At 63.8% G+C, this 20405-nt stretch carries 20 protein-coding genes and 1 pseudogene; 2 read left to right on the top strand and 19 right to left on the bottom strand.

The window, feature by feature from the left end:
* Positions 1 to 4: 4 nt before the first annotated feature.
* Genes ACW9UR_RS12800 through ACW9UR_RS12790 form a run of 3 tightly spaced genes read right to left on the bottom strand, consistent with a single transcriptional unit; the run spans position 5 to position 3298 of the window.
* Complete coding sequence (locus tag ACW9UR_RS12800; protein WP_458917379.1) at positions 5 to 934, bottom strand: lysylphosphatidylglycerol synthase transmembrane domain-containing protein; 930 nt, start codon at positions 932 to 934, stop codon at positions 5 to 7.
* Positions 934 to 2544, bottom strand: coding sequence for a sulfatase-like hydrolase/transferase (locus tag ACW9UR_RS12795; protein ID WP_458917378.1), 1611 nt, complete (start codon positions 2542 to 2544; stop codon positions 934 to 936). Before ACW9UR_RS12795 ends, ACW9UR_RS12800 begins: the two co-directional genes overlap by 1 nt.
* 10 nt (positions 2545 to 2554) lie before the next feature.
* The gene (locus ACW9UR_RS12790) at positions 2555 to 3298 is read right to left on the bottom strand and encodes a CDP-alcohol phosphatidyltransferase family protein (RefSeq protein WP_458917377.1); all 744 of its coding nucleotides are present in this window, start codon (positions 3296 to 3298) and stop codon (positions 2555 to 2557) included.
* A 101-nt stretch (positions 3299 to 3399) separates the two neighbouring features.
* Between ACW9UR_RS12790 and ACW9UR_RS12785 the strand changes: the two genes are divergently transcribed.
* Positions 3400 to 3954 carry a cytochrome b gene (locus ACW9UR_RS12785; protein ID WP_458917376.1) on the top strand — a complete coding sequence of 185 codons (555 nt, stop codon included), beginning with the start codon at positions 3400 to 3402 and terminating at the stop codon, positions 3952 to 3954.
* 27 nt (positions 3955 to 3981) lie between these two features.
* On the opposite strand, the gene ACW9UR_RS12780 is transcribed toward ACW9UR_RS12785, so the two are convergent.
* From ACW9UR_RS12780 to ACW9UR_RS12735, 10 genes are all read right to left on the bottom strand, one after another.
* Positions 3982 to 4719, bottom strand: a complete 738-nt coding sequence (locus ACW9UR_RS12780) for an endonuclease/exonuclease/phosphatase family protein (protein WP_458917375.1) — start codon at positions 4717 to 4719, stop codon at positions 3982 to 3984.
* Positions 4720 to 4860: 141 nt separating this feature from the next.
* Entirely contained in the window at positions 4861 to 5316 is a 456-nt protein-coding gene (locus ACW9UR_RS12775; RefSeq protein ID WP_458917374.1) for a CoxG family protein, read from the bottom strand.
* A gap of 52 nt (positions 5317 to 5368) precedes the next feature.
* The gene (locus ACW9UR_RS12770) at positions 5369 to 6181 is read right to left on the bottom strand and encodes an XdhC family protein (RefSeq protein ID WP_458917373.1); all 813 of its coding nucleotides are present in this window, start codon (positions 6179 to 6181) and stop codon (positions 5369 to 5371) included.
* Positions 6182 to 6195: 14 nt separating this feature from the next.
* Positions 6196 to 7386, bottom strand: a complete 1191-nt coding sequence (locus tag ACW9UR_RS12765) for a vWA domain-containing protein (RefSeq protein ID WP_458917372.1) — start codon at positions 7384 to 7386, stop codon at positions 6196 to 6198.
* Positions 7386 to 8252, bottom strand: coding sequence for an AAA family ATPase (locus ACW9UR_RS12760; protein WP_458917371.1), 867 nt, complete (start codon positions 8250 to 8252; stop codon positions 7386 to 7388). Before ACW9UR_RS12760 ends, ACW9UR_RS12765 begins: the two co-directional genes overlap by 1 nt.
* Positions 8253 to 8307: 55 nt before the next feature.
* A complete protein-coding gene (locus ACW9UR_RS12755) occupies positions 8308 to 10725 on the bottom strand; it encodes an aerobic carbon-monoxide dehydrogenase large subunit (protein WP_458917370.1) in 2418 nt (805 codons plus the stop codon).
* The gene (locus ACW9UR_RS12750; RefSeq protein ID WP_458917369.1) at positions 10722 to 11216 is read right to left on the bottom strand and encodes a (2Fe-2S)-binding protein; all 495 of its coding nucleotides are present in this window, start codon (positions 11214 to 11216) and stop codon (positions 10722 to 10724) included. Before ACW9UR_RS12750 ends, ACW9UR_RS12755 begins: the two co-directional genes overlap by 4 nt.
* A gap of 14 nt (positions 11217 to 11230) precedes the next feature.
* Positions 11231 to 12064 carry an FAD binding domain-containing protein gene (locus ACW9UR_RS12745; protein WP_458917368.1) on the bottom strand — a complete coding sequence of 278 codons (834 nt, stop codon included), beginning with the start codon at positions 12062 to 12064 and terminating at the stop codon, positions 11231 to 11233.
* 138 nt (positions 12065 to 12202) lie between these two features.
* Positions 12203 to 13357, bottom strand: coding sequence for an MHYT domain-containing protein (locus tag ACW9UR_RS12740; protein WP_458917367.1), 1155 nt, complete (start codon positions 13355 to 13357; stop codon positions 12203 to 12205).
* 75 nt (positions 13358 to 13432) lie between these two features.
* Positions 13433 to 14026: a DUF6512 family protein gene (locus ACW9UR_RS12735; RefSeq protein ID WP_458917791.1), complete on the bottom strand. Its 594-nt coding sequence runs from the start codon at positions 14024 to 14026 to the stop codon at positions 13433 to 13435.
* Positions 14027 to 14240: 214 nt separating this feature from the next.
* On the opposite strand from ACW9UR_RS12735, the gene ACW9UR_RS12730 reads away from it, so the two are divergent.
* The gene (locus ACW9UR_RS12730) at positions 14241 to 15773 is read left to right on the top strand and encodes a catalase (RefSeq protein ID WP_458917366.1); all 1533 of its coding nucleotides are present in this window, start codon (positions 14241 to 14243) and stop codon (positions 15771 to 15773) included.
* 488 nt (positions 15774 to 16261) lie between these two features.
* Here ACW9UR_RS12730 and ACW9UR_RS12725 read toward each other — a convergent pair whose 3' ends face one another.
* From ACW9UR_RS12725 to ACW9UR_RS12700, 6 genes and pseudogenes are all read right to left on the bottom strand, one after another.
* The gene (locus ACW9UR_RS12725; protein ID WP_458917365.1) at positions 16262 to 16432 is read right to left on the bottom strand and encodes a hypothetical protein; all 171 of its coding nucleotides are present in this window, start codon (positions 16430 to 16432) and stop codon (positions 16262 to 16264) included.
* An 815-nt stretch (positions 16433 to 17247) separates the two neighbouring features.
* On the bottom strand, positions 17248 to 18177 hold the full coding sequence (locus ACW9UR_RS12720; protein WP_458917364.1) for a branched-chain amino acid ABC transporter permease: 930 nt from the start codon (positions 18175 to 18177) through the stop codon (positions 17248 to 17250).
* 1 nt (position 18178) lies between these two features.
* A pseudogene (locus tag ACW9UR_RS12715) lies at positions 18179 to 18523 on the bottom strand (ABC transporter permease subunit); the annotation flags it as partial.
* Between the two features lie 131 nt (positions 18524 to 18654).
* Entirely contained in the window at positions 18655 to 18846 is a 192-nt protein-coding gene (locus ACW9UR_RS12710; protein WP_458917363.1) for a hypothetical protein, read from the bottom strand.
* Positions 18847 to 18852: 6 nt separating this feature from the next.
* On the bottom strand, positions 18853 to 19065 hold the full coding sequence (locus tag ACW9UR_RS12705) for a hypothetical protein (RefSeq protein WP_458917362.1): 213 nt from the start codon (positions 19063 to 19065) through the stop codon (positions 18853 to 18855).
* A 150-nt stretch (positions 19066 to 19215) separates the two neighbouring features.
* Positions 19216 to 20334, bottom strand: a complete 1119-nt coding sequence (locus ACW9UR_RS12700) for an alpha/beta hydrolase (RefSeq protein WP_458917361.1) — start codon at positions 20332 to 20334, stop codon at positions 19216 to 19218.
* Between the last annotated feature and the right edge of the window lie 71 nt (positions 20335 to 20405).

Below are 20405 nucleotides of genomic sequence, written 5' to 3'. Positions count from 1 at the left end.
GAGGTCAGGGTGTCAGCTTTGCAGCCGAGCGATCAAGGGTCGTTTCGGCTTCGGTTGGCCGACCGCGAGCGAGCGGCAGCAGACCGGGCAGGGACGAGGCGGCGACAGTCAAACCGAATGCCACGCTGGCGGCAAACGCGGCGGGCGGTGCGACTCCGGCAAGGGGGAGAAGGGCCGCCGCTGTTCCTTCGCGGAGACCCCAGCCCGAGATCGTGACCGGCAGGACCATTGTCAGCAGGATCAGGGGCACGAGCGTTACAGCATCAAGCCAGGTCAGGTGCACCCCCACGGCCCGGGCGCAAAACGCGAACGCCGCGAGGTTGCAGGCTGCGGTTCCAAGGCTGAGCGCAGCCTGCCGGGGCAGAACATCGGGGTTCAAAACGGCTTCGCGGAAGGCTTGCGCAACGCGAGGCACTGCGCGGGCAGCAATTGCACCGACGGCGATCCCCGCCACCCCCAAACCGCCGAGGCAAAGCAAAGCGGCCTGTTGCGGCACCGGAGTCTGGGAACCTGCAAGCAGGGACGCGAAAAGTCCTGCCGCGAACAGAGCCAGCAAGCCCAATTGCCCTGCCAGTCGCTCGAACACCACCGCCTGCGCGGCGATGCCGAGTCCAGCTTGGGACCGGCCGCGGACCGCGCGTCCGGCGTCCCCCAGCACGCCACCTGGCAGGGATTGGTTCAGGATCTGCGCCAGGAAGTACTCGGAAACCGCATGGCGGCGCGTGATCCGCTGCCCCAGCCGCGCCGCCGTCAGACGCCAGCGGGCGGCGGAGAGCAGAGTTTGTACGATCAGTGCCAGACCGCCCAGAAGCAGCCAGCGCAAATCCGCGCGTGCTAGGGCCTCGGCTACGGCTGACATGTCCAGCGTCGCCCAGAGCAACGCAAGGACGCCAAGCGTCGCAACGAAACGGAACAGGGGGAGCCTGCGACGCATCAGCCCGATCCCTGCGCTACGATGCTGCTGGAAAATGCATCGAGGAACCTGTCGCGAAATGCATCCATCCGCCAGACAGGCGCATCAGGCGCAGGAACCAGTCCTGCGGTCCATCCCCAGTCCCCGGTCATCGAGACCAGGTCGCGCGGGCCGATCAGGTGGATCGGTACATGCGCCGACTCCGACTGGGCCACGAAGGGGGCTGCCTGATGGTCGCCTAGCAGCACAATCAGCGGTGGGTCATCCGCACGCCTGGCCGCGTATTCAAGCGCCGCTTGCAGCGCGTAGTCGACCGAGTCCCTGTATTGGTCGCGGACCCGCTCGCGGTCGCGCCAGACCGCCTCGGGCGTATCGCCGGAGGTTGCCATTTCGTCGAATACACGCCCATCGCCGATCGCCTCCCACGGGACCATTTCCGGGACGGGAATCCAAGGGGCGTGGGAGGATATCAGCGCTACCTGAGCGAAGATCTGGCCCTCGGATCTGGCGAAGGCGCGGTCCATTGCAGCCAGCGTGAATTGGTCAGGCATGGTCACCCAGTTGAACGCCTGCCCCTGGTATCCGAGGTCCTTGGCGGCGAGTAGGGTATCGAACCCCATCCGCAAACCCTCGGGCCAATCCAGCGTGATCCCGGGCATCACCGCAGCCGTGCGAAAGCCTGCGCTGCTTGCAAGGTGATAGAGGCTCTGCCGCTCGCTCGCCAGAACCGCGGCGTGCCGCACGTGCCCGTCGATCCACAGCCCGTTTGCAAGCGTGGCATGGGACAGCCAGCTTTGCCCGCCACGCGTCGGCGCTTCGAGATAGCCGGACCGCATCGCGACGCCGGCGTCGCCCAAGGCGTGCTGAGCGCGCAACAGCGTTGTGCGGTGCAAGGACGAATAGCGCGGCACGTCGATGCTCGAGCGACCGTAACTTTCGACGAAGATGATCAAAACGTCCGTATCGATCCGGTCCAGAAGCGGCCTCCGGTCGGTCCAGCGATCCTGGCGGGCGGCGATCTCGAAGGCGCGCAGGTCTCCGACCGTCTTCTGCGCAGTTAGAAGTTTCTCTACCCCCACACGGGCCGTGAACGCGGTGCCGGGTGGGTTTCGGGGAAGCTGCCAGACCCGCATGGTGTGGCCGATTTCGGCAAATGCATAAACCGCCGCCAGGCTCGCGGCGATCGCCAGGACGGGCCGCAATCGACGCGAGGGTTCCAGCGCAGCCCAGCGTCCGGTTGCCCACCACAATGTCCAGGTGGCGACGCCGAAAAGCATTAGTGCCGCAATAACCGCCGCTATCAGGGCAAGCCATCCGGACGCCCCATGAAGCAAACGCATGCCAGCGACTGCAAGCGGCCAGTCGGCCACCGGGTTGAAGCTGCGATTGAATGCCGTGAACATGGCGAAGTCCGCCAGCTTCAGCACGATGATGACCATCAGCAAAGCAACCAGCAGTACTCGTACCGGCCGAGAGGCGGCGCGGGGTAGGGCGACGAGCAGCAGCAGGATCGCAGGTAGCTCCAGCGGAAACAGACGCAGTGCTCCCCAGGTCATCGCCCCGGGGTGGTTCGGCTGGATCAGGACCAGATGCAGCAGACCTGCGGCAATTGCCAATCCGAGAAGCCGCACCCAGACCACCTCAGCCCCGTTCCCGGTGCAGCCAGAGGATATCCCGTCCGAACGACCACGCGAGCGCTGCCGCGGCGATGAACGCAAGGCCCCCGGAAAGCGGCATGGTGATGATCGGCGCCTGCAGTGCGATCAACACTGAGAGCTGCAAAACGCAGACCGCCTTGCGAGAGAAGCGTTCGGGCAGGGGCGCGGCGAGCCAGGGCATGGCGAAGCTCGCCCCGATGAATATATAACGCGCCGTTCCAAGAAGCAGCACTTCGGGTCCGGCCTTTCCCGCCGCAAAGGCGAGCATGGCAAGCACCAGCGCGAACCCCGAGTCCACCTCCATGTCGAAGCGTGCCCCGAAGGCCGAGACAAGCCCTCGGTTCCGCGCGAGCCATCCATCGACCCCGTCGAGCGCAAGCGTGATGGAGGCGACAATGACCACGAGCCAGCCGGTCTCGCCGGCCACCAGCGGCGAGGTCAGCGCCAAGACCAGCGCCCCGCGCATCAGGGTGACTGTGTTGCACCAGCCGAAATCGCCGTGGGGATAGTGCCGCGCCACCTGGAGCCAAAGTCCGGCGACCGCCATTCCGAAGAGCCCCAGAAGCACGGGAAGAGCTACACCGTGTGGCAGAATCGACGCGGCAAGCAGCAGCGCACAAACTCCCAGCGCGGCGGCCCCGAGGAACTCCACGAGTACCCGCGACTGGGAGCGCGCAAGGCCATCAGGATCTGGCCCTGGACGAGTGATGTGCATAAAATCTGTCATGTCTGCGGAAAATAGATTTTGCCTGCTCTCTTCAAGTGCGGCAAGTTCCCTTTGGTACGGAAGAAACCCGGTCCACGAGGATCCGTGACAGGGAGCACAGAATGGCACGCAGCACGACCGGCTACACAAGGACTGCGCGATTTTTCCACTGGGCGGTCGCGATCGCGGTACTCGGAATGATCCCCGCGGGCGTAATCATGGTGCAGGAGGGGATTTCACGGCCGCTCCAGAACACGTTGTTCCTGTTCCATAAGAACACCGGGGTCGTCGTCCTGCTGGTCGTCCTTTTGCGGCTGGCATATCGGCAGATCGTGCCGCCTCCGCCGTTGCCGGCAAGCGTGCCGGACTGGCAGCGTCGCGCCGCAGCTTGGTCTCACCGGGTGCTTTACACGCTGCTGATCGTGATGCCCGTGGCGGGGTATGTCCGGGTGAAGGCGGGGGGCTTTCCGATTGAAATGCTTGACGCTATGGGCATGCCGTCTCTCGTACCCAAGTCCGAACTTCTGGCGAATACCGCAAAGGCCGTGCACTTTCTGGGCGGCCTCGCGATCGCTGCGCTGATCCTGTTGCACATCGGGGCCGCGCTTTACCATCTGCTGATCCGTCGCGACGGCGTGTTCAGCCGCATGTGGCGCGGCGGCGAACCCCTTGCCTGACCTCGAGGGGATCGGAGGCTGCCGCGTTCAGCTGTAAAGGTCGATATCAGCTATCAATGGCAGATGATCCGACGTCTCTAGGATTGCCTCGCTCCGGAGGGTTTGAAGTGAAAGGACTCGGGCTGGCGGGGTGCACATCACCCGGTCCAGGGGCAAGAATGGGCGCGCGGCGGGAAAGCTCGCCTTGGCCGGCCCGGTCAGCGGATGTCCGACGATCTGCCGAGCGAAAGCCAGCCCGCCCCACGGACGCCACTCGTTCAGGTCGCCGATAAGGATCGTCGGCTGTTCGGGGCGCCGATGCAGGTACTGTCCGATTGTGCGCATCTGGGCGATACGCAACACCTGAGAGAGCGACAGATGCGTCACGATCAGGCGGAACCGTTGCTCGTCTCGTTGCAGGTCGAAGATGCACGCACCCCGGTGATAGACGCCGGGCAGATCCAGGATCTCGGCATGGATCACCCGGATGGAGGGGTGAAAGAGGACGACCGAGCCAAGGAAACCGTGGCTCTGTTCGCTCCAGCGCAGCGCGCGGTCGGCTTGCGCGTGCCGAAGCCCCGTTCCCGTTTCAACCGCCGCCAGATTCAGGAATCCGTGGTGTGGCCTTGCTTCGGCATCGGCTTCGGTCAGGGCCAGGACCTCGCACCCCTCATGCCAGACCTCTTCGATGAGCGTCCTGAGCGTACGGTCCGGATCGATCCGTCCATCCCGGCCGCGGCCGCGATGGACGTTCCATGTGAGGCATCGCAGATCGCCAGGCGGCATCAAGGTCCTTCTCGGATCGACGGCGGGCTTCCGCACGCCTCCCAAGCCGGGTACCTTGATGAGCTTTCCGCGCGGACAGTGTTTTCTCTAGCGAAACTCCGTCCGGTAGTTAAGGAGTCCCTCGCAAAAGTGCGGGCCGGATCACGCCGCAGTTTCCTTTCGGCCCACCTGCTCGGCAAGATTGTCAAAGAACTTGGCCGAGAGCTTCTTGGCGGTACCCTGGATCAAGCGGCTTCCCAATTGAGCGACCTTACCTCCGATCTGGAAGGTCGCCGTGTAGCGCAGGATCGTATCGTCGCCGTCCTCCTCAAGATCGACGTCCGCGCCACCCTTCGCAAAACCGGCCGCTCCGCCCGTGCCTTCGCCGGCGAGAGTCATCCGATCCGGACCTTGGGAGGTGTCGAGCGTGACGGTTCCCTTGAAGCGCGCCCTCACGGGGCCGACCTTGAGCGCCACCGTCGCGTTTAGCTCGCTTGGGGATGTCTGGACGAGTTCCTCGCATCCCGTAATGCAGGCCTTCAGGATGTCCGGATCGTTCAGGGCATCGAACAGCTCCTGTTTCGGGGCGGCAATCCGGATCTCGTCGGTCATTTCCATCGGTCGGTCCTTCGTTACTGGCGGTCAAACAGGTGGCTGGAGCCTACTGCGCTCAGGCGAGCCGTTCATCGTGCCCGATGTCCGCGGTCCGGCGGTTGCGCCAGACCACGATCTCGGCCAGCACTGAGAGGGCGATCTCGTGCGGATCGACGCCCCCAAGATCGAGACCCGCGGGGGATTTCAGGACTCGCGCCCGATCTTCGGACAGCCCTGCTGCGATCAGCTTTCCGGTCAGGACCTGAGCCTTGCGCCGGCTGGCCACCATCGAGACACGCTCAGCCGGGCTTTCCAAGGCTGCACGCAGCGCTGCCAGATCGCCCTGGCCTTGGGAGGCGACGACGATGAAGTCGGTTTCGGTGATAGCAAGCGCCGAGAGATCTTTTCCATCAAACCGATTGGCCTGAGGCGGGGCACCATCCAGCGCCTCAGGCACCGCGACGCGAAAGCCTGCCAGCGCGGCATGCGCGGCGAGGGCGCGGGCGATCGGTGTGGTCCCGAAGATCACGACTCGAGGCGGGTGAGCATAGGGTTCGATCAACAGATCGACGGTGCCGCCGGAGGGGCAGCCGCTCTTGTAAAGATGCGCACCGTCCTGGTCGGTGACCGAGACGACCTTGTCGGACGGTTTCACCCGGATCACCCGGGGCGCCCCGTCCCGCATTGCCTCCTCGGCGGCCTGCCGTACCGCACGCTGGACGCAGGCGCCGCCCAGGTGTCCGAGGATTTCGCCGCCGCTGGTCACCGCAGCTTTCGCGCCTGCCTTGGCAGAGGTCGCGTCGGCGGTGCGCATGACCGTCGCGACGCAGAACGGCGCACCGGTCTTCCTGAGCCTCTCGATCGTGTCGAAGATGTCGAACGTGGGCATGCCGGATCCTCCGTTCAGAGCTTGGCGAATTCCGCTTCGAGCGCGGCGAGCGACTCGAGCGTGTTGGCGGAAAGATGTGCGTCCAAATACGGCTGGGCCGCCGCCATGGCTGCCGCAACGGGGGAATAGTCTTTCCAGCCCTTGAGCGGGTTCAGCCAGACGATTCGACCCGACTTGCGGCGAAGCCGCATCAGCGCACCAGCCAGCGCGTCCGGATCAGAGCTGCAGTAGCCGTCCGACAGGATCACGACGACCGTTCGCCCGCCAAGCGCCCGGGCGCCGTGGCCGTCCAGAAAGGTCGTGAGGCTGCCTGCGATATCTGTTCCGCCGCCGAAACCTTCAGCCATCAGGGAAAGCCGGGCGGCGGCCCGCAACGTGTCGCGGTCCTTGAGCGCTTCCGTGACACGCATCAGCCGCGTGTGGAACAGGTAGGCGTCGGTCCGGGTGTCGGCAGCCACCAGGCCCTTCAGGAAGGCCAGGAACACCCGCGCGTAGATCGTCATGGAGCCGCTGACATCGCAAAGCGCAACGATCCGCATCGGTCGTGGCGGCTTGACCCGCCGGTAAAGGTCGATTGGCTCGCCGCCGCGTGAGAGGCTGCTGCGCTGGATCCGCCGCATGTCGAGACCTGCGCCGCGGTTCCCCGCCTTGCGTCGGCGCGACCGGCGGTCGCGGATGGCCTTTGCGAGTTTGAGCGCCGCCGCTTCGGCCTCGCGAAGGCTGCGCTCGTCAGTGAGTTCCCGCAGGTCTCGCCGCGAAAGGTTTTTTGTCCGGGTGGCGATCAGGCGCCCATCGATACCCTCGGCTTCCGTCGTGTCATCGTCTGCCTCGATGGCGTGGTCATCGGAGGACGCCTCGTCACCGGATCCTTCGCCGAAATGGTTCTGCCACAGGATCGGGCGCGCGGACTGCACCCGAACGTTCTCGGACGGGGAAGTTCCGGCACGCTGCTTTCCGGCGTTGAACCAGTACGCGTCGAAGAGGTCGTCGAACTTGCGCCACCCTTCGGCATCGGGGACCAGCAGGGCCGCCAGGGCGATACGCGCCTCGGCCGGATCCAGGGGGTCGATCTGCGCGAGCGCCGCCAGCGCGTCGCCGGTCTCGCGCGGGCCGAGCTTCATGCCGTTCATCCGCAAGTGCGCGATGAAGCCCGACATACGGTCGGCCAGCCCTTCGGCGCGGGTTGGGAACCGTGTTACCCCCATCACGCCACCTTTCCGATGAGCCGGTCCATGACCTCGCGCGGGGCGGCATCCCGGTCGGCGGCGGTCTTCAAAAGGCAGACTAGCGTCGCCTGAACCACGGCGGGGTCCTGCGCCATGTCGTTGACGCCCAGACCGGAGAGGGCCGCCGCCCAGTCCAGCATTTCGGCGATACCGGGTACTTTCTCGAGTTCTTCGCGCCGAAGCGCCTGCACGACGCCGACGATCTGCCGGGAGAGACGGCTTTCCAGCCCGGGCATTCGGGCCTTCAGAATCGCCAGTTCCGTCTCGCGGTCCGGATAGTCGATGTACGAATAGAGGCAGCGGCGGCGCAGCGCGTCCGAAAGGTCCCGGGTCCCGTTGGCGGTCAGAATGACAATCGGCCGAGATGTCGCGCGGACCGTACCGAACTCCGGGATCGTGATCTGGAAGTCGGAAAGGATTTCCAGAAGGTAGGCTTCGAATTCCTCGTCGGCCCGGTCGATCTCGTCGATCAGAAGGACCGCCTGTTCGGGCTCGGAAATGGCCTCGAGGAGTGGACGCTTCAGCAGGTAGGTTTCGGAGAAGAGGGCGTCCTCCTCCGTGCCGCCGCGGGCCTCGGACGCGCGGATGGCAAGCAACTGCCGCTGATAGTTCCACTCATAGATAGCGTGGTTCGCGTCGAGGCCTTCATAGCACTGCAAACGGATGAGCCGAGCCCCTCTCATCTCGGATAGGGACTTGGCGATCTCGGTCTTTCCCACGCCCGCAGGGCCCTCGAGCAGCAAGGGCCGCCCGAGGGTCAATGCGAGGTGCAGCGCCATCGACAGCCGGTCGTCGGCGACATAGCCCTGCCGGGCAAGGCCTGCTTTCACGTTCAGATGGGTCATTTGCGCTTTACGGGCGCGCCCGGCGGGTCTGCGGGGCGCGCTCTTTCCCTTGAACTCAGCCGTGCAGGCCGAGCTGGTTGGCGGTCTGCCACACGCGCCAGTGGTCGTGCGGCATGTGGCTCTGCGTAAGACCGAATGGCCGGAACGCGTCGTGAACCGCATTCGAGAAACAGGGCACGCCACCCACGTTCGGGCTTTCGCCCACGCCTTTCGCGCCGATGGGGTGATGCGGGCTGGGCGTTGTGGTGTAGTCGGTCGTGTAGTTGGGCGTCTCCCACGCGGTCGGCAGGAAGAAGTCCATCAGCGTGCCCGTCTTCACGTTGCCCATCTCATCATACGCGATCTCCTGGCCCATGGCGATGGCGAGCGCCTCGGTGAGACCGCCGTGGACCTGCCCCTCGATGATCATCGGGTTGATCCGGGTGCCGCAATCGTCCAGCGCATAGAACTGGCGAATGTCGGTCTCTCCGGTGTCCACGTCCACGTCCACGACGCAGATGTAGGCCCCGAACGGGTAGGTCATGTTTGGCGGATCGTAGTAGCTGACCGCTTCCAGCCCGGGCTCAACACCCGGAATGGCCTGGTTGTAGGATGCGAAGGCGATCTCCTTCATGGTCTTGAAACGCTCCGGCGCGCCCTTCACCACAAACCGGTCGATATCGAACTCGACATCGTCGTCGTGCACCTCGAGCAGGTATGCCGCGATCATTTGCGCCTTGGCGCGGATCTTGCGCGCGGCCATCGCCGTGGCTGCACCCGCAACCGGCGTCGAGCGCGACCCATAGGTGCCGAGGCCATAGGGCGCCGTGTCGGTGTCGCCTTCCTCCAGCGTAATGTCATCCGCCGGAATGCCGATCTCGCTGGCGATGATCTGGGCGAAAGTGGTGGCATGGCCCTGGCCCTGACTGATCGTGCCGAGCCGCGCGATCGCCGATCCGGTCGGGTGGATGCGGATCTCGCAGGAGTCGAACATGCCAAGCCCGAGGATATCGCAGTTCTTGACCGGCCCGGCACCGACGATCTCGGTGAAATGGGTCAGTCCGATGCCCATGAGCTTGCGAGTCTTGCCGGCCTTGAAGTCCTCGACCCTCTGGGCCTGCTCCTTGCGCAGACCCTCGTAATCCACGGCCTTAAGCGCCTTGTCCCATGCTGTGTGATAGTCGCCGGAGTCGTATTCCCAGCCGAGCGCGGACTGATAGGGGAATTGGTCGGCCTTGATGAAGTTGATCCGGCGCAGCTCGGCCGCGTCCATGTTCAGCTTCATCGCCAGAACCTCGATCATCCGCTCGATGAAATAGGCGGCCTCCGTGACCCTGAACGAACAGCGGTAGGCAACACCGCCCGGCGCCTTGTTGGTGTAGACGCCATCGACGGCCAGATAGGCGACCGGGATGTCATAGGAGCCGGTGCAGATGTTCATGAACCCGGCCGGGAACTTGGTGGGGTCGGCGCATGCGTCGAACCCGCCGTGATCGGCGGTTGTATGACACCACAATCCCGTGATCTTCCCATCCTTCGTCGCCGCGATCTTGCCCTGCATCCAGTAGTCGCGGGCGAAGGCGGTGGACATCAGGTTCTCCATCCGGTCCTCGACCCATTTCACCGGCTTGCCGGTGACGATGGAGGCGACGATCGAGCAGACATAACCCGGATATACCCCGACCTTGTTGCCGAAACCGCCGCCGATGTCGGGCGAAATCACCCGGATGTTGTGCTCGGCGATCCCCGAGATCAGCGCTGCGACCGTGCGCACCGCATGTGGCGCCTGGAATGTGCCCCAGAGCGTGAGCTTGCCCGTCACCGGATCCATCGAGGCGACGCAGCCGCAGGTTTCGAGTGGGCAGGGGTGCGTGCGGTGATAGTAGATCATCTCCTCGGCCACGACGTCGGCCTCGCCGATGACCGCTTCAGTGGCGTCCTTGTCGCCCTGTTCCCAGGTGAAGATGTGGTTGTGATGCTTGCGCGGCCCGTGCGCGCCTTCTGTCTGGCCCTGGAGATCCTCGCGCAGGACAACGTCGGACTTCAGCGCTTCAAACGGGTCGACGATGACCGGAAGCTCCTCGTATTCCACTTCGACCAGTTCGACGGCATCGGCCGCGATATAGCGGTTCTCGGCGATGACGAAGGCAACCTCCTGGCCCTGGAACAGGACCTTGCCGTCAGCCAGAACCATCTGCTTGTCTCCGGCCAGCGTAGGCATCCAGTGCAGGCCGAGCGGCTCAAGGTCCGCTGCGGTCAGCACGGCGACGACGCCGGGCAGGGCCTTTGCGGCGTCGGCGTTGATGGATTTCACCCGCGCATGTGCATAAGGGGAGCGGACGAAATCGCCAAACAGCATGCCGTCGAGTTTCAGATCGTCGACATAGTTGCCCTTGCCCTGCGTGAACCGCACGTCCTCCACCCGCTTGCGGGCGCAGCCCATGCCCTTGAGATTGGCCGAGCGTTCTTCGGGGCTCATGGTCTGATCGTTCATTCCGCGGCCTCCTTCTGGGCGTTCAGCATGTCGGCCGAGGCGAGGATCGCCTTGACGATGTTCTGGTAGCCGGTGCACCGGCAGAGGTTGCCTGCCATGCCGAAGCGCACCTCCTCCTCGGTCGGCGTCGGGTTCTCCTGAAGCAGGCGGTGCGCGCGGGTAATCATGCCCGGCGTGCAGAAGCCGCACTGAAGGCCGTGGTGTTCACGGAACATCTCTTGGATCACGCCCAGGCTGCCGTCCTCGTTGACCAGCCCTTCGACCGTGGTGATCTCGGCGCCGTCGGCCTGTCCCACGAAGAGTGTGCAGGCCTTCACGGACTTGCCATTCATGTCGACCGTGCAAGCGCCACAATGCGAGGTCTCGCAGCCGATGTGCGGGCCGGTGATCTTCAGATCCTCGCGAAGAAAATGGATCAGAAGCGTTCGCGGTTCGGCGAGCGCTTCGACCTGCTTGCCGTTTATCGTCATCTTGACGTGCATCTTTGCCATCCGGTTGTCCTCCCTCAGCCCGCGCGGCTCATTGCGCGGTCGATGGCACGCCGCAGGATCACGCCGGCCAGGTGTTTCTTGAACTCGACGGGGCCTCGATTGTCTGCCACTGGGTCGATCGCGCCGATCATCGCCGCGACGCAGCCCTCGACGTCGCCGGAGCCGAGCGCCGAGCCTGCCTCCGCCGACCAGATCGGTGTGTCGGCGAGATTGGTCATCGCGACCGAGGCGGAGCCGTTCCCGCAAAGCACAGCCGCAGCTGCCGTGGCGTAGTCGCCGATCTTGCGTTTCTGCTTTTCATAGGCGTGTCCCATGCCCGCGGCGGGGCGTGGTATCCGGATCCGGGTGAGGATCTCGTCGTCCTCGCGGGCGGTGAAATAGGCCGCCTCGTAGAACTCCCGCGCCGCGACTTCTCGGGTCCCGTCTGCGCCTTGCAGTTCGAAGACAGCGCCCAGGCATTGCATCAGCCCCGGCATGTCGTTGCCGGGATCGCCGTTCGCGACATTGCCCCCGATCGTACCCATGTAGCGGACTTGCGGGTCGGCGATCTGCAGCGCGGCCTCGCGTATCAGCGGCACCGCCGCCGCCAATGCGTCGTCCGTGATCAGTTCGTGCTGAGTGACCATCGCGCCGACCGTCACCGAGTCCGCACCGATCTCCACACCCCGTAGCTCCGCTATGTCCTGCAGGTCGACCAGGTGCCCCAGTTCCGCCATACGCAGCTTCATCGTTGGGATCAGGCTATGCCCGCCCGCGACCACGCGGGCTTCGTCCCCATGCGTCTGCAAGATGGAGATGGCCGACGCGATGTCGCTCGGCCGGTGGTACTCGAACCCGGCTGGTATCATCTTCGTTTTCCTCCCTGCGGCCGCTTGCCGCGGCCTTGCCACCTATGAGTGCGGGGAAGGAGCGCCCCAGCCATGCCAAGGAAACGAAGAACGCCATGTTTTGCACGAAATGCGAATGAGTCGCACGAGTTGCGTGCGTCAAAGCCCCAGCGCTTCGCGCACCGCGCCCATCCGCGAGCGGCTGACCGGCACCTTCACTCGCTCGTCCGCGCCAGAGAAGTACAGCGCTCCGCTGTCCTTGGTCCGCGTAAATTCGGAAACATGGGCCGGGTTCACGAGATAGCTGCGGTGAGCACGGATGAACCCGGCGCTGGTGAGCCTGCTTTCCGCATCGGTGATCGACCACGGGCAGAACAGCTTCTCACCGCCCGAGTAGAGCACGGTGTAATGCCCCTCGGCCCGGATTGCCGCAATCGCCGCACGCGGCGCAAACCGGGTGCGACCGTCCTTCTCGTAGGGCACACCGGCGGCGGCCCCGGTCTCGCTCGCGATCGGCTCGGCGGAAGACTGCGGCTCGGGAACAGGCGTAGCAGTCCTGGCCTGTGGGGCAGGCTCTCGCGCGGGGGCAGGGGGCTCGGCACCGGGAAGCTCGAAAAACGTCACCCCCGTCAGCAGAAACGCACCGCAGAGCAGGAAGGCCGCAACGGTTACTCCCATCGCGAGCGTCTGGTTGCTGAGGACGGGGCCTGTTCCCGTGGCACCTTCGTCCGCGAGCGTAAAACCAGTTTGCCAGATGGCGAAATAGTGGACGGCTACGACCGCGGCAGCGAAACACACCGTGCCGAACAGGATGTTGCGGTTCGAGCGCCGGTCATAGGCGACCCAGATTGCCAGGATCGACAGGATCACCGCCGCTACCGTCGAAAGCAGGTAGTCGGTGAGCCCGTTCACTGGCTGGCAAACCTGCATCCCCATCATGCCGACGAAATGCATCAGCACGATGCCAAGCCCCATGATCGTGCCTGCCACAACGAAGCTTGTATGCGATCTGGGCAGGAAGTGGAGGATCAACAGGGCAAGCCCAACCATCAGGATCGCGATCAGTGCCGAGATCAGGGTGATCAGCGCGTCGTAGTAGAAGGGATAAGGCAGCTGGAGGCCCAGCATCGCGACGAAGTGCATCGACCAGATGCCTCCGCCGAGCGCGACCGCCGACATCACCGCGACGAGCTTGCGGCGTGCGATCGGTTGGGCCGACGCTCCCTTGGTCAGCGACAACCCGGTGAACCCCGCCATCAGGGCGACGGCGACCGAGGCGAGAACAAGCCAGGAGTTGTGCGATACGTCCAGCACCGGTCCGGATCCGTGTAGTCAGGAATGCCGCTCACGCTATCAAAGGTTCTGTGCCCCGGCCAGATTTGCTCGGCGTCAGGTGTTGCTTTCTCGCGGGACGGGGTCCTTCGCGCCGACGCTTTCCTCGGCCGGAATCCCCCGGATCTGGGTGCGCGTCTCGATGAAGAGCCAATGCTTGGGCGGGTAGTACGTGAAGAGGCTGTACGCGACCAATTGCAACGTCAGGAGGACCAATCCGGCCCGCCTGAGAGCCTGGCTCTGCAACACGCCCGAGGACAGGAGCGAGACCGACAGCAACTGCCCTGCCACGATCGCCGCCACGAAGGTTCCAATGTCCAACGGCAGCAGGTTACGCCCGAGAATGGCCGTGTAGCTGGTGAAGACCATCACGATCAGCACACCTGTCACGAGGAGGGTCACTCCCTTCGCGGCAAGAACCCGGGATCGTTCTTGCCCTGCCGCAAGGGGAGCGACCAACGCCCAGAGCACACCGGGCCAGAACGCAAGCTTCAGGTGCTCCCATACCGACTCGTTCACGGCCGCGACGACCGCCAGCGGCCGCCAGCCGCCAATCCAGTCGAAAGCGAAGTGCAGCGCGGACCCCAGGGCGATCATCAAGCACGCGCCCAGCATTTCGACCCGGAGCAGACGTCCGAACGTTGGCGTCATGTTCACCCTATTGCCACCGACCTCGCAGAGAGATGCCTGCCAACTCAGACTAACGCAATTGTTGCGCCAGACCATCGTTGCGCCAGGTAACAGGCTCTCCGCCGGACTTTCTCGGCTGCAGGATTTGCCAAGGACATCGCTCGCGGCGAGGAACTTTTCCTGCCGAGCCGTCATTTCCTCTACTGTCCCATCCATTAGTCAGAGGCCCGCTGCCATGACCCGCGATACGTCCGTTCCCCCAACCACCACCGACGCCGGCATCCCCGTCCAGAGCGACGAGCATTCGCTCACCGTCGGGCCGAACGGCCCGATCGTCCTGAACGACCATTACCTTCTCGAGCAGATGGCCAACTTCAACCGGGAGCGCATCCCCGAGCGTCAGCCGCATGCGAAAGGCGGCGGGGCCTTCGGTCATTTCGAGGTCACCCAGGACGTTTCGCGCTATACCAAGGCAAAAGTTTTTCAGCCCGGTACCAAAACGGATGTCCTCGTGCGCTTCTCGACGGTCGCGGGCGAGCGCGGCAGCCCGGATACCTGGCGCGACCCGCGCGGATTTTCGGTGAAGATGTACACCGAGGACGGCAATTTCGACATGGTGGGGAACAACACGCCGATCTTCTTCATCCGCGACCCGATGAAGTTCCAGCACTTCATCCGCAGCCAGAAACGCCGCGCCGACAACGACATGCGCGATCACGACATGCAGTGGGACTTCTGGACGCTGTCACCCGAAAGCGCCCACCAGGTCGCCTACCTCATGGGTGACCGGGGGATCCCCCGCACATGGCGCGAGATGAACGGCTATTCCAGCCACACCTACTCGCTGGTCAATGCCGACGGCGAGAAGTTCTGGGTGAAGTTCCACTTCCACACGGACCAGGGCGACGGGAATGCCTACCTCAGCCAGGACGAGGCCGACCGGCTTGCCGGCGCCGATGGTGACTACCACAGGCGCGACCTGTTCAACGCGATCCGGGGCGGAGACTTTCCGAGCTGGACGTTGAAATGGCAGATCATGCCCTACGAGGACGCCAAGACCTATCGCATCAACCCGTTCGATCTAACCAAGGTCTGGCCACACGCGGATTACCCGCTGATGGAAGTCGGCCGGATGGCGCTCGACCGCAACCCGACCGATTTCCACAGCGAGATCGAACAGGCTGCCTTCGAGCCCAACAACATGGTGCCCGGTATCGGCCTGTCGCCGGACAAGATGCTCTTGGCACGTGGCTTCTCATATTCCGATGCGCATCGGGCGCGGCTCGGGGTGAACTACAAACAGATCCCGGTCAACAAGCCCCAGGCGGCCGTCTTCAGCTACTCCAAAGATGGGGCGATGCGCACCGAAAAGGTTTCGGATCCGGTTTACGCGCCGAATTCCTATGGTGGCCCGGCGGCGCAGCCGGACATGACCGGCGAGGCGGGCCTGTGGCACGCCAACGGCGACATGGTCCGCCAGGCCTACACGCTTCGCGAGGACGACGACGACTGGAGCCAGGCCGGCGCGCTGGTTCGCGACGTCATGGACGATGCCGCCCGTGACCGTTTGGTCTCCAACGTCGTCGGGCATCTCTGCGACGGTGTGAGCGAGAAGGTCCTGCTCCGAGCATTCGAATACTGGCGCAATATCGATCGCGAAACCGGCAACCGTATCGAAAAGGGTGTGAGAGAGAAGCTTGGTGGAAAGTCCGATCAGCCGGGGCTGTCCTCTGCGCTCAGCATCGGCCATCGGGCAGCGGCGGAATAGGGGCTGAGATCTCGCCGGTTGTAAGCTTGGCTGGGCTTGTCGCTGATCGACATGCCCAGCCAGCTGACGCGCGCCGCAGTCACCAAAGCCGTGACCGGAGTGCCCGACCGGCTTGAGCCGAACGGGCAGGACTACGCGCGTTCCTTGAGTTCGTAGCCGACCGCCCAACGCTCTACCGGATCGTCGAGGAAGCGCGGTTCGCCGATCCCGAAGCGTACAAGGCCTATTTCATCGGGTTCGCCCAGGCCTATGCTGCACAGCTGTCCGAGGCGGCGAGTGCGGGGCGGGTCTCGGGTGGCGATCCCGAGATACGGGCCTAGGCGCTGATGGGGATAGCTAAGACATTGGGCGAGCGGTTCGTGCTCTGGGATGACGCACCCTAGATCGACAAAGTCGTCGAGGAGGCCGACCCGGCGAATGCAAGCGCATTGGCGTCGAAACGGCTGATCTGGGACCGTGCGAGGCTTGATTTGGTCGAGACGCGTCTTTCAGCCGAGGCCTTCGTCGCGCAACTCGATACCCCGGTATACAAGGATGGCATGGCGCACTTCCTTGAGAAACGGGCCCGGGCGCATGTTTGAGCGAGTAACGGAAATGGCCGCGAAACGGGCCGAGATATCATCCAATGCGGTTGCCTTCGGCGACAGTTCGACAGGCACCGCCTGGACGTTCCAAGACATAGACGATGCGGCCAACGCAGTCGCGGTTGGCATGACAGGCGCGGGCCTCGATGAATGAGACCGTATCGCCATCCTCTGCCTCAACCGTACCGAATTCTTCATTCTGTTTTTCGCCCGCCAGAAAACGGGGATCATGCTCTGCCCGCTGAACTGGCGACGGCCTGCAGGGGAGCTGACCGGCTAGATGGCGAGCTTTGGCGCCGAAGGCCCTGATGTACGATGGCGCCTTGGATGACCTTGCGACCGACATTTAGAACAAGACGCCCATCCAGCTCTTCAGTATTGAAATTCATTTCGCACGCTGGACCGCGGGAGGCGCAGCGCGGCTGGGCGCGGACTTCTCCGCCGCCCGCCCTTGGTACTTTATGCTAACCTCACGCATTACCGGCCAGCCATCGGTTGTAGTCCCGACGGCACAGTTGTCCTAGGCCAACGCGGTGGACATATTGCAAGCGAGGTGGATGAGCGCCGAGAAGAGTTCTGTGATTTCCTGCCGATGTTCCGTACTGCGGGGACTAACCGTTTTAAGCACGCGCATTCCTTATGGCCGGGTGTTCGACCTTGCTGCCGAAGTTCGACGAGCTTGTTTCATCCCCTCAGTGATCTGCGCAACATCGGCCGCACTTTGGCCGATCGGTCAATAATCCCGGTTGCTGGAATTGCTTAGGGTCATCCAAATGTCCACGCTCATTCCCCCCGCAAGTCAGGGCCGAAGCCCTCCACGTATAGCCAGGCGATCGAGGCGCCAATTCACCGGCTCACCAGCAGCACCCGGTGCTTACCAAAGAATATTTTTACGAGACATCTGGCGGCGGCGTACAGCGAGGGTGTGTCGCCAGCCCATCCGGCAGCGGGACGATCAAGTCCTCGATCACCGCGCCATACATCGTGCCCATGCCGCCGATAACCACCATCAGCAGGATGTCGAGCATGATCTCGAAGGAGAGGGTCGTGTCCGGCCCGACATAGCGCAGCCAGATCGCGAAAAGGCTTCCGGCAACCGCTGCCACCGCCGCTGAAAGGCAGGTCGCGAGTGTACGGTAAAAAACCACGCGATAACCGATCGCCTCGGCCCGGAAGTCGTTCTCGCGGATCGCCTGGAGCACGCGTCCGAAGGGCGAGTTCACGATGCGCAGCGGCAGCAGGAACAAGGCCAGCGAGGCGAAGAACACGAGGTAGTAGTTGAAGAGCTTGCCGTTGATCCGTACGCCGAAAACCTTGCCCGGCCGGAAGGCCGGCGTCAGCTCGCGCGGGATCGAGTAGTTCAGCCCGTCTTCGCCCCCCGTCAGCGCGGAAAGCTGGCTTACCAGCACCGCGACCGCCGAGGCGACGGCCAGCGTGTTCATCGCGAAGAAGTTCGCCCGGACCCGCAGCGAAAACAGCCCGATCACCAGCGCTAAAGCGGCGGCCGCCAGCGCACCCAGCACGGTACCGACCAGCAGCGCATCCCAGCCGCGCCCCTTATGCGTAGAGGCCAGCGCCACACCGTAAGCTCCGAGGCCGAAGAACATCGTATGCGCTAAGCTGACGATCCCGGTGTAGCCGAGCAGCACGTCGTAGCTCGCCACCAGCACGATGAATATGCAGATCCGCGCCGCCGTCTCAAGCGAGCGGACGCCCGGAAACAGGAACGGCGCAAAGGCGAGGCCCAGAAGGATCACCAACAGGATCGCCGTCAGGATGAGCGAGCGCGGCCGATCGCCGGAAAGCAGGTTAACCATCATCTCACTTCGTTTTCACGACTGGCATCATCCCCTGCGGACGCCACATCAGGATTGCCGTCATCAACGCGATGTTCGACACCAGCGCCACTTTGGGCTCCAGAAACGCGATGTAGTTCTGCAGCAGGCCCACCAGCAGCGCGCCAATAAAAGCGCCCTCCACCGAGCCGAGTCCGCCGATGATCACGACGATAAAGACGAGGATCATCATTTCCTCGCCCATGCCGGCGGTAATGACCTCTTGGTACAACCCCCACATCACCCCGCCGAGGCCCGCCAGCGCCGAGCCTGCGATGAATACGCCGATAAAAACCCGGCGCAGCCAGTAGCCCAGCGCCTCGACCCTCTCGTCGATGCCGAGTTCGCGCACCAGCAGGGGAACGCCGTAATCCTTGCCGTCCTGTTCCGCGATCCGGAAGTGATACATGGACTGCAACGCCCGATTGACCTTGGCGCAGAAGCGCATGGTGTCCTTGAGCGTCATCCACTCCATGCCTTCCGTCGCGCCGAAAAGCGCCTTGGGTCATCGACTCCGCCGATATTTTTGATCGCCTCGAAGATCGCAAAGCCGGCCGCCATGCCGCCGGCGGTAGAGAAATCGGGCGTGGTGCCGAAGTGCTCGATGTATTGTACGACCAGCCAGTCGTTCGCGTCGTTTCTCGGATTTTCCAAGTAATATTAAGTCGCGCCCTTCAAGACGAGCTTTACGCCGAGGATCTCCATCGTGCCGTCGATCGCGTATTCCAGACCCACTATCAGGGCAGTGTGCGACTGCGCGGCATAGCCCTCAAGAGCGCCGGTCTTTTGGTAGGCAAGAGCGGTCCAGATATCGGCGGTGGACGAGCCTGCGATCAGCAGGGCTGCAATGCCGGGTGCCGTCATTTTATTCAAGATGAACGCCCTCCCCGAATGTGATCTCGATTACAAATTGTGAGGAATGAAACAATATTCACATCGAAGAGTAGGGACTTTCTGGGCCTTTAACTTCAGTGGTTAGGGAGCATGCAACTCCGGGCTAGACGCCGAGAGGATGCATTAAGGTTAGCTGCCGCCGCGAACCACCTGGATCGGCGCGTTTCCGAGCAGATCATCAAGCGCAGTCCGGTTCATTCTTCCGTACTCCGGGATCGCGTTCAGCCCGCGCCCGATAAGCTGGACCACCTCGGGTGAGCCGGCGAACTTGGAATGGCTGTCTGTCCGGGAATCGTTGATCTCGGTTAGGTCGATAGCGGTCACTCCAAGGTTCGCCAGAGCCTCGGCGTCGGCGGCCCCAACGCGCGGAACGCCTCCGGCGAGGAAACGCGAGGCCCGGAGCGCGTAGTCATCCTTTGAGAGCAGGACGAAGAACCGATCGAAAGTTGTACGCATCTGCCCGACCTGAGAGCGGAACAGATCGATGTCGATGTCCGGCGAGGCAAGCACGATGGTCCTCAGCCGGCCGGTCCGGTCGAACTGATTCAACTGCGCCGCATCTACGATGGCCTCCATCGTCAGGAATCCGCCCATCGAGTGCGCAAAAATGTGGTAGTCCTCGGCCTTGGTCCTAGTGACAATATGTGCAGCATCCAGCACAAGCGGGCGTGCCACCAGCGCGCTGTTCAGGTCGTAGACATAGCGCGTCGTCTTGCCTGCCGAGGCCCAGGTGAACAGGATCGGAACACCCTCGAACCCGCTGTCCTCGACGAACTGGGCGACCCTCAGGATCGCTTCGGTGGTGGTGGTGTTGTAGCCGTGAACGAAGAACAGGGCGTCCCGGTTCTCTCGGCTCCGGCGGTCGAACTCCCGGTTCATCGCCGAGATGAATGCGGTGTCGTTCGCGTAGATTGCGGGGCTTACGATTGCGAACTCGGTTCGGGGATCGGGCGGCAGTTTGCGCGGGCGCTCGAGATCGCCCTCGACATGGGTCGGCGGGATCGAAACCTCCACCGAGGCTAGCCCCAACTCGTCGGCGCGCAGATCCGAGAACAGTGCCCCCACGACTTCGCTATCTTCGCGCGTGGTCGCGATGAACACCTTGTGCCGGGTCGCGCCCGGAACCGAGGCGACAGGAACCTCCGGGTTGTCGATGCCGACGATCTCGGGCGGGACGGAGCAGGAGGCCAGCAGAAGGCACAACGCGCCTGCGATGGCGCGGACGGCGCGCGAAATGTCGGTGGTCATGCGATCGGCTCCCAGGTCGCGGTATGCGCAGTTGCAGTTCGTTCGAGTGGCCCGGGTCCGGACCTCACCTG

It is taken from the genome of Halovulum sp. GXIMD14794, assembly GCF_054457455.1.
Note: the sequence above shows the minus strand (reverse complement) of the source record. Positions and strands in the feature narration are given on the sequence as shown.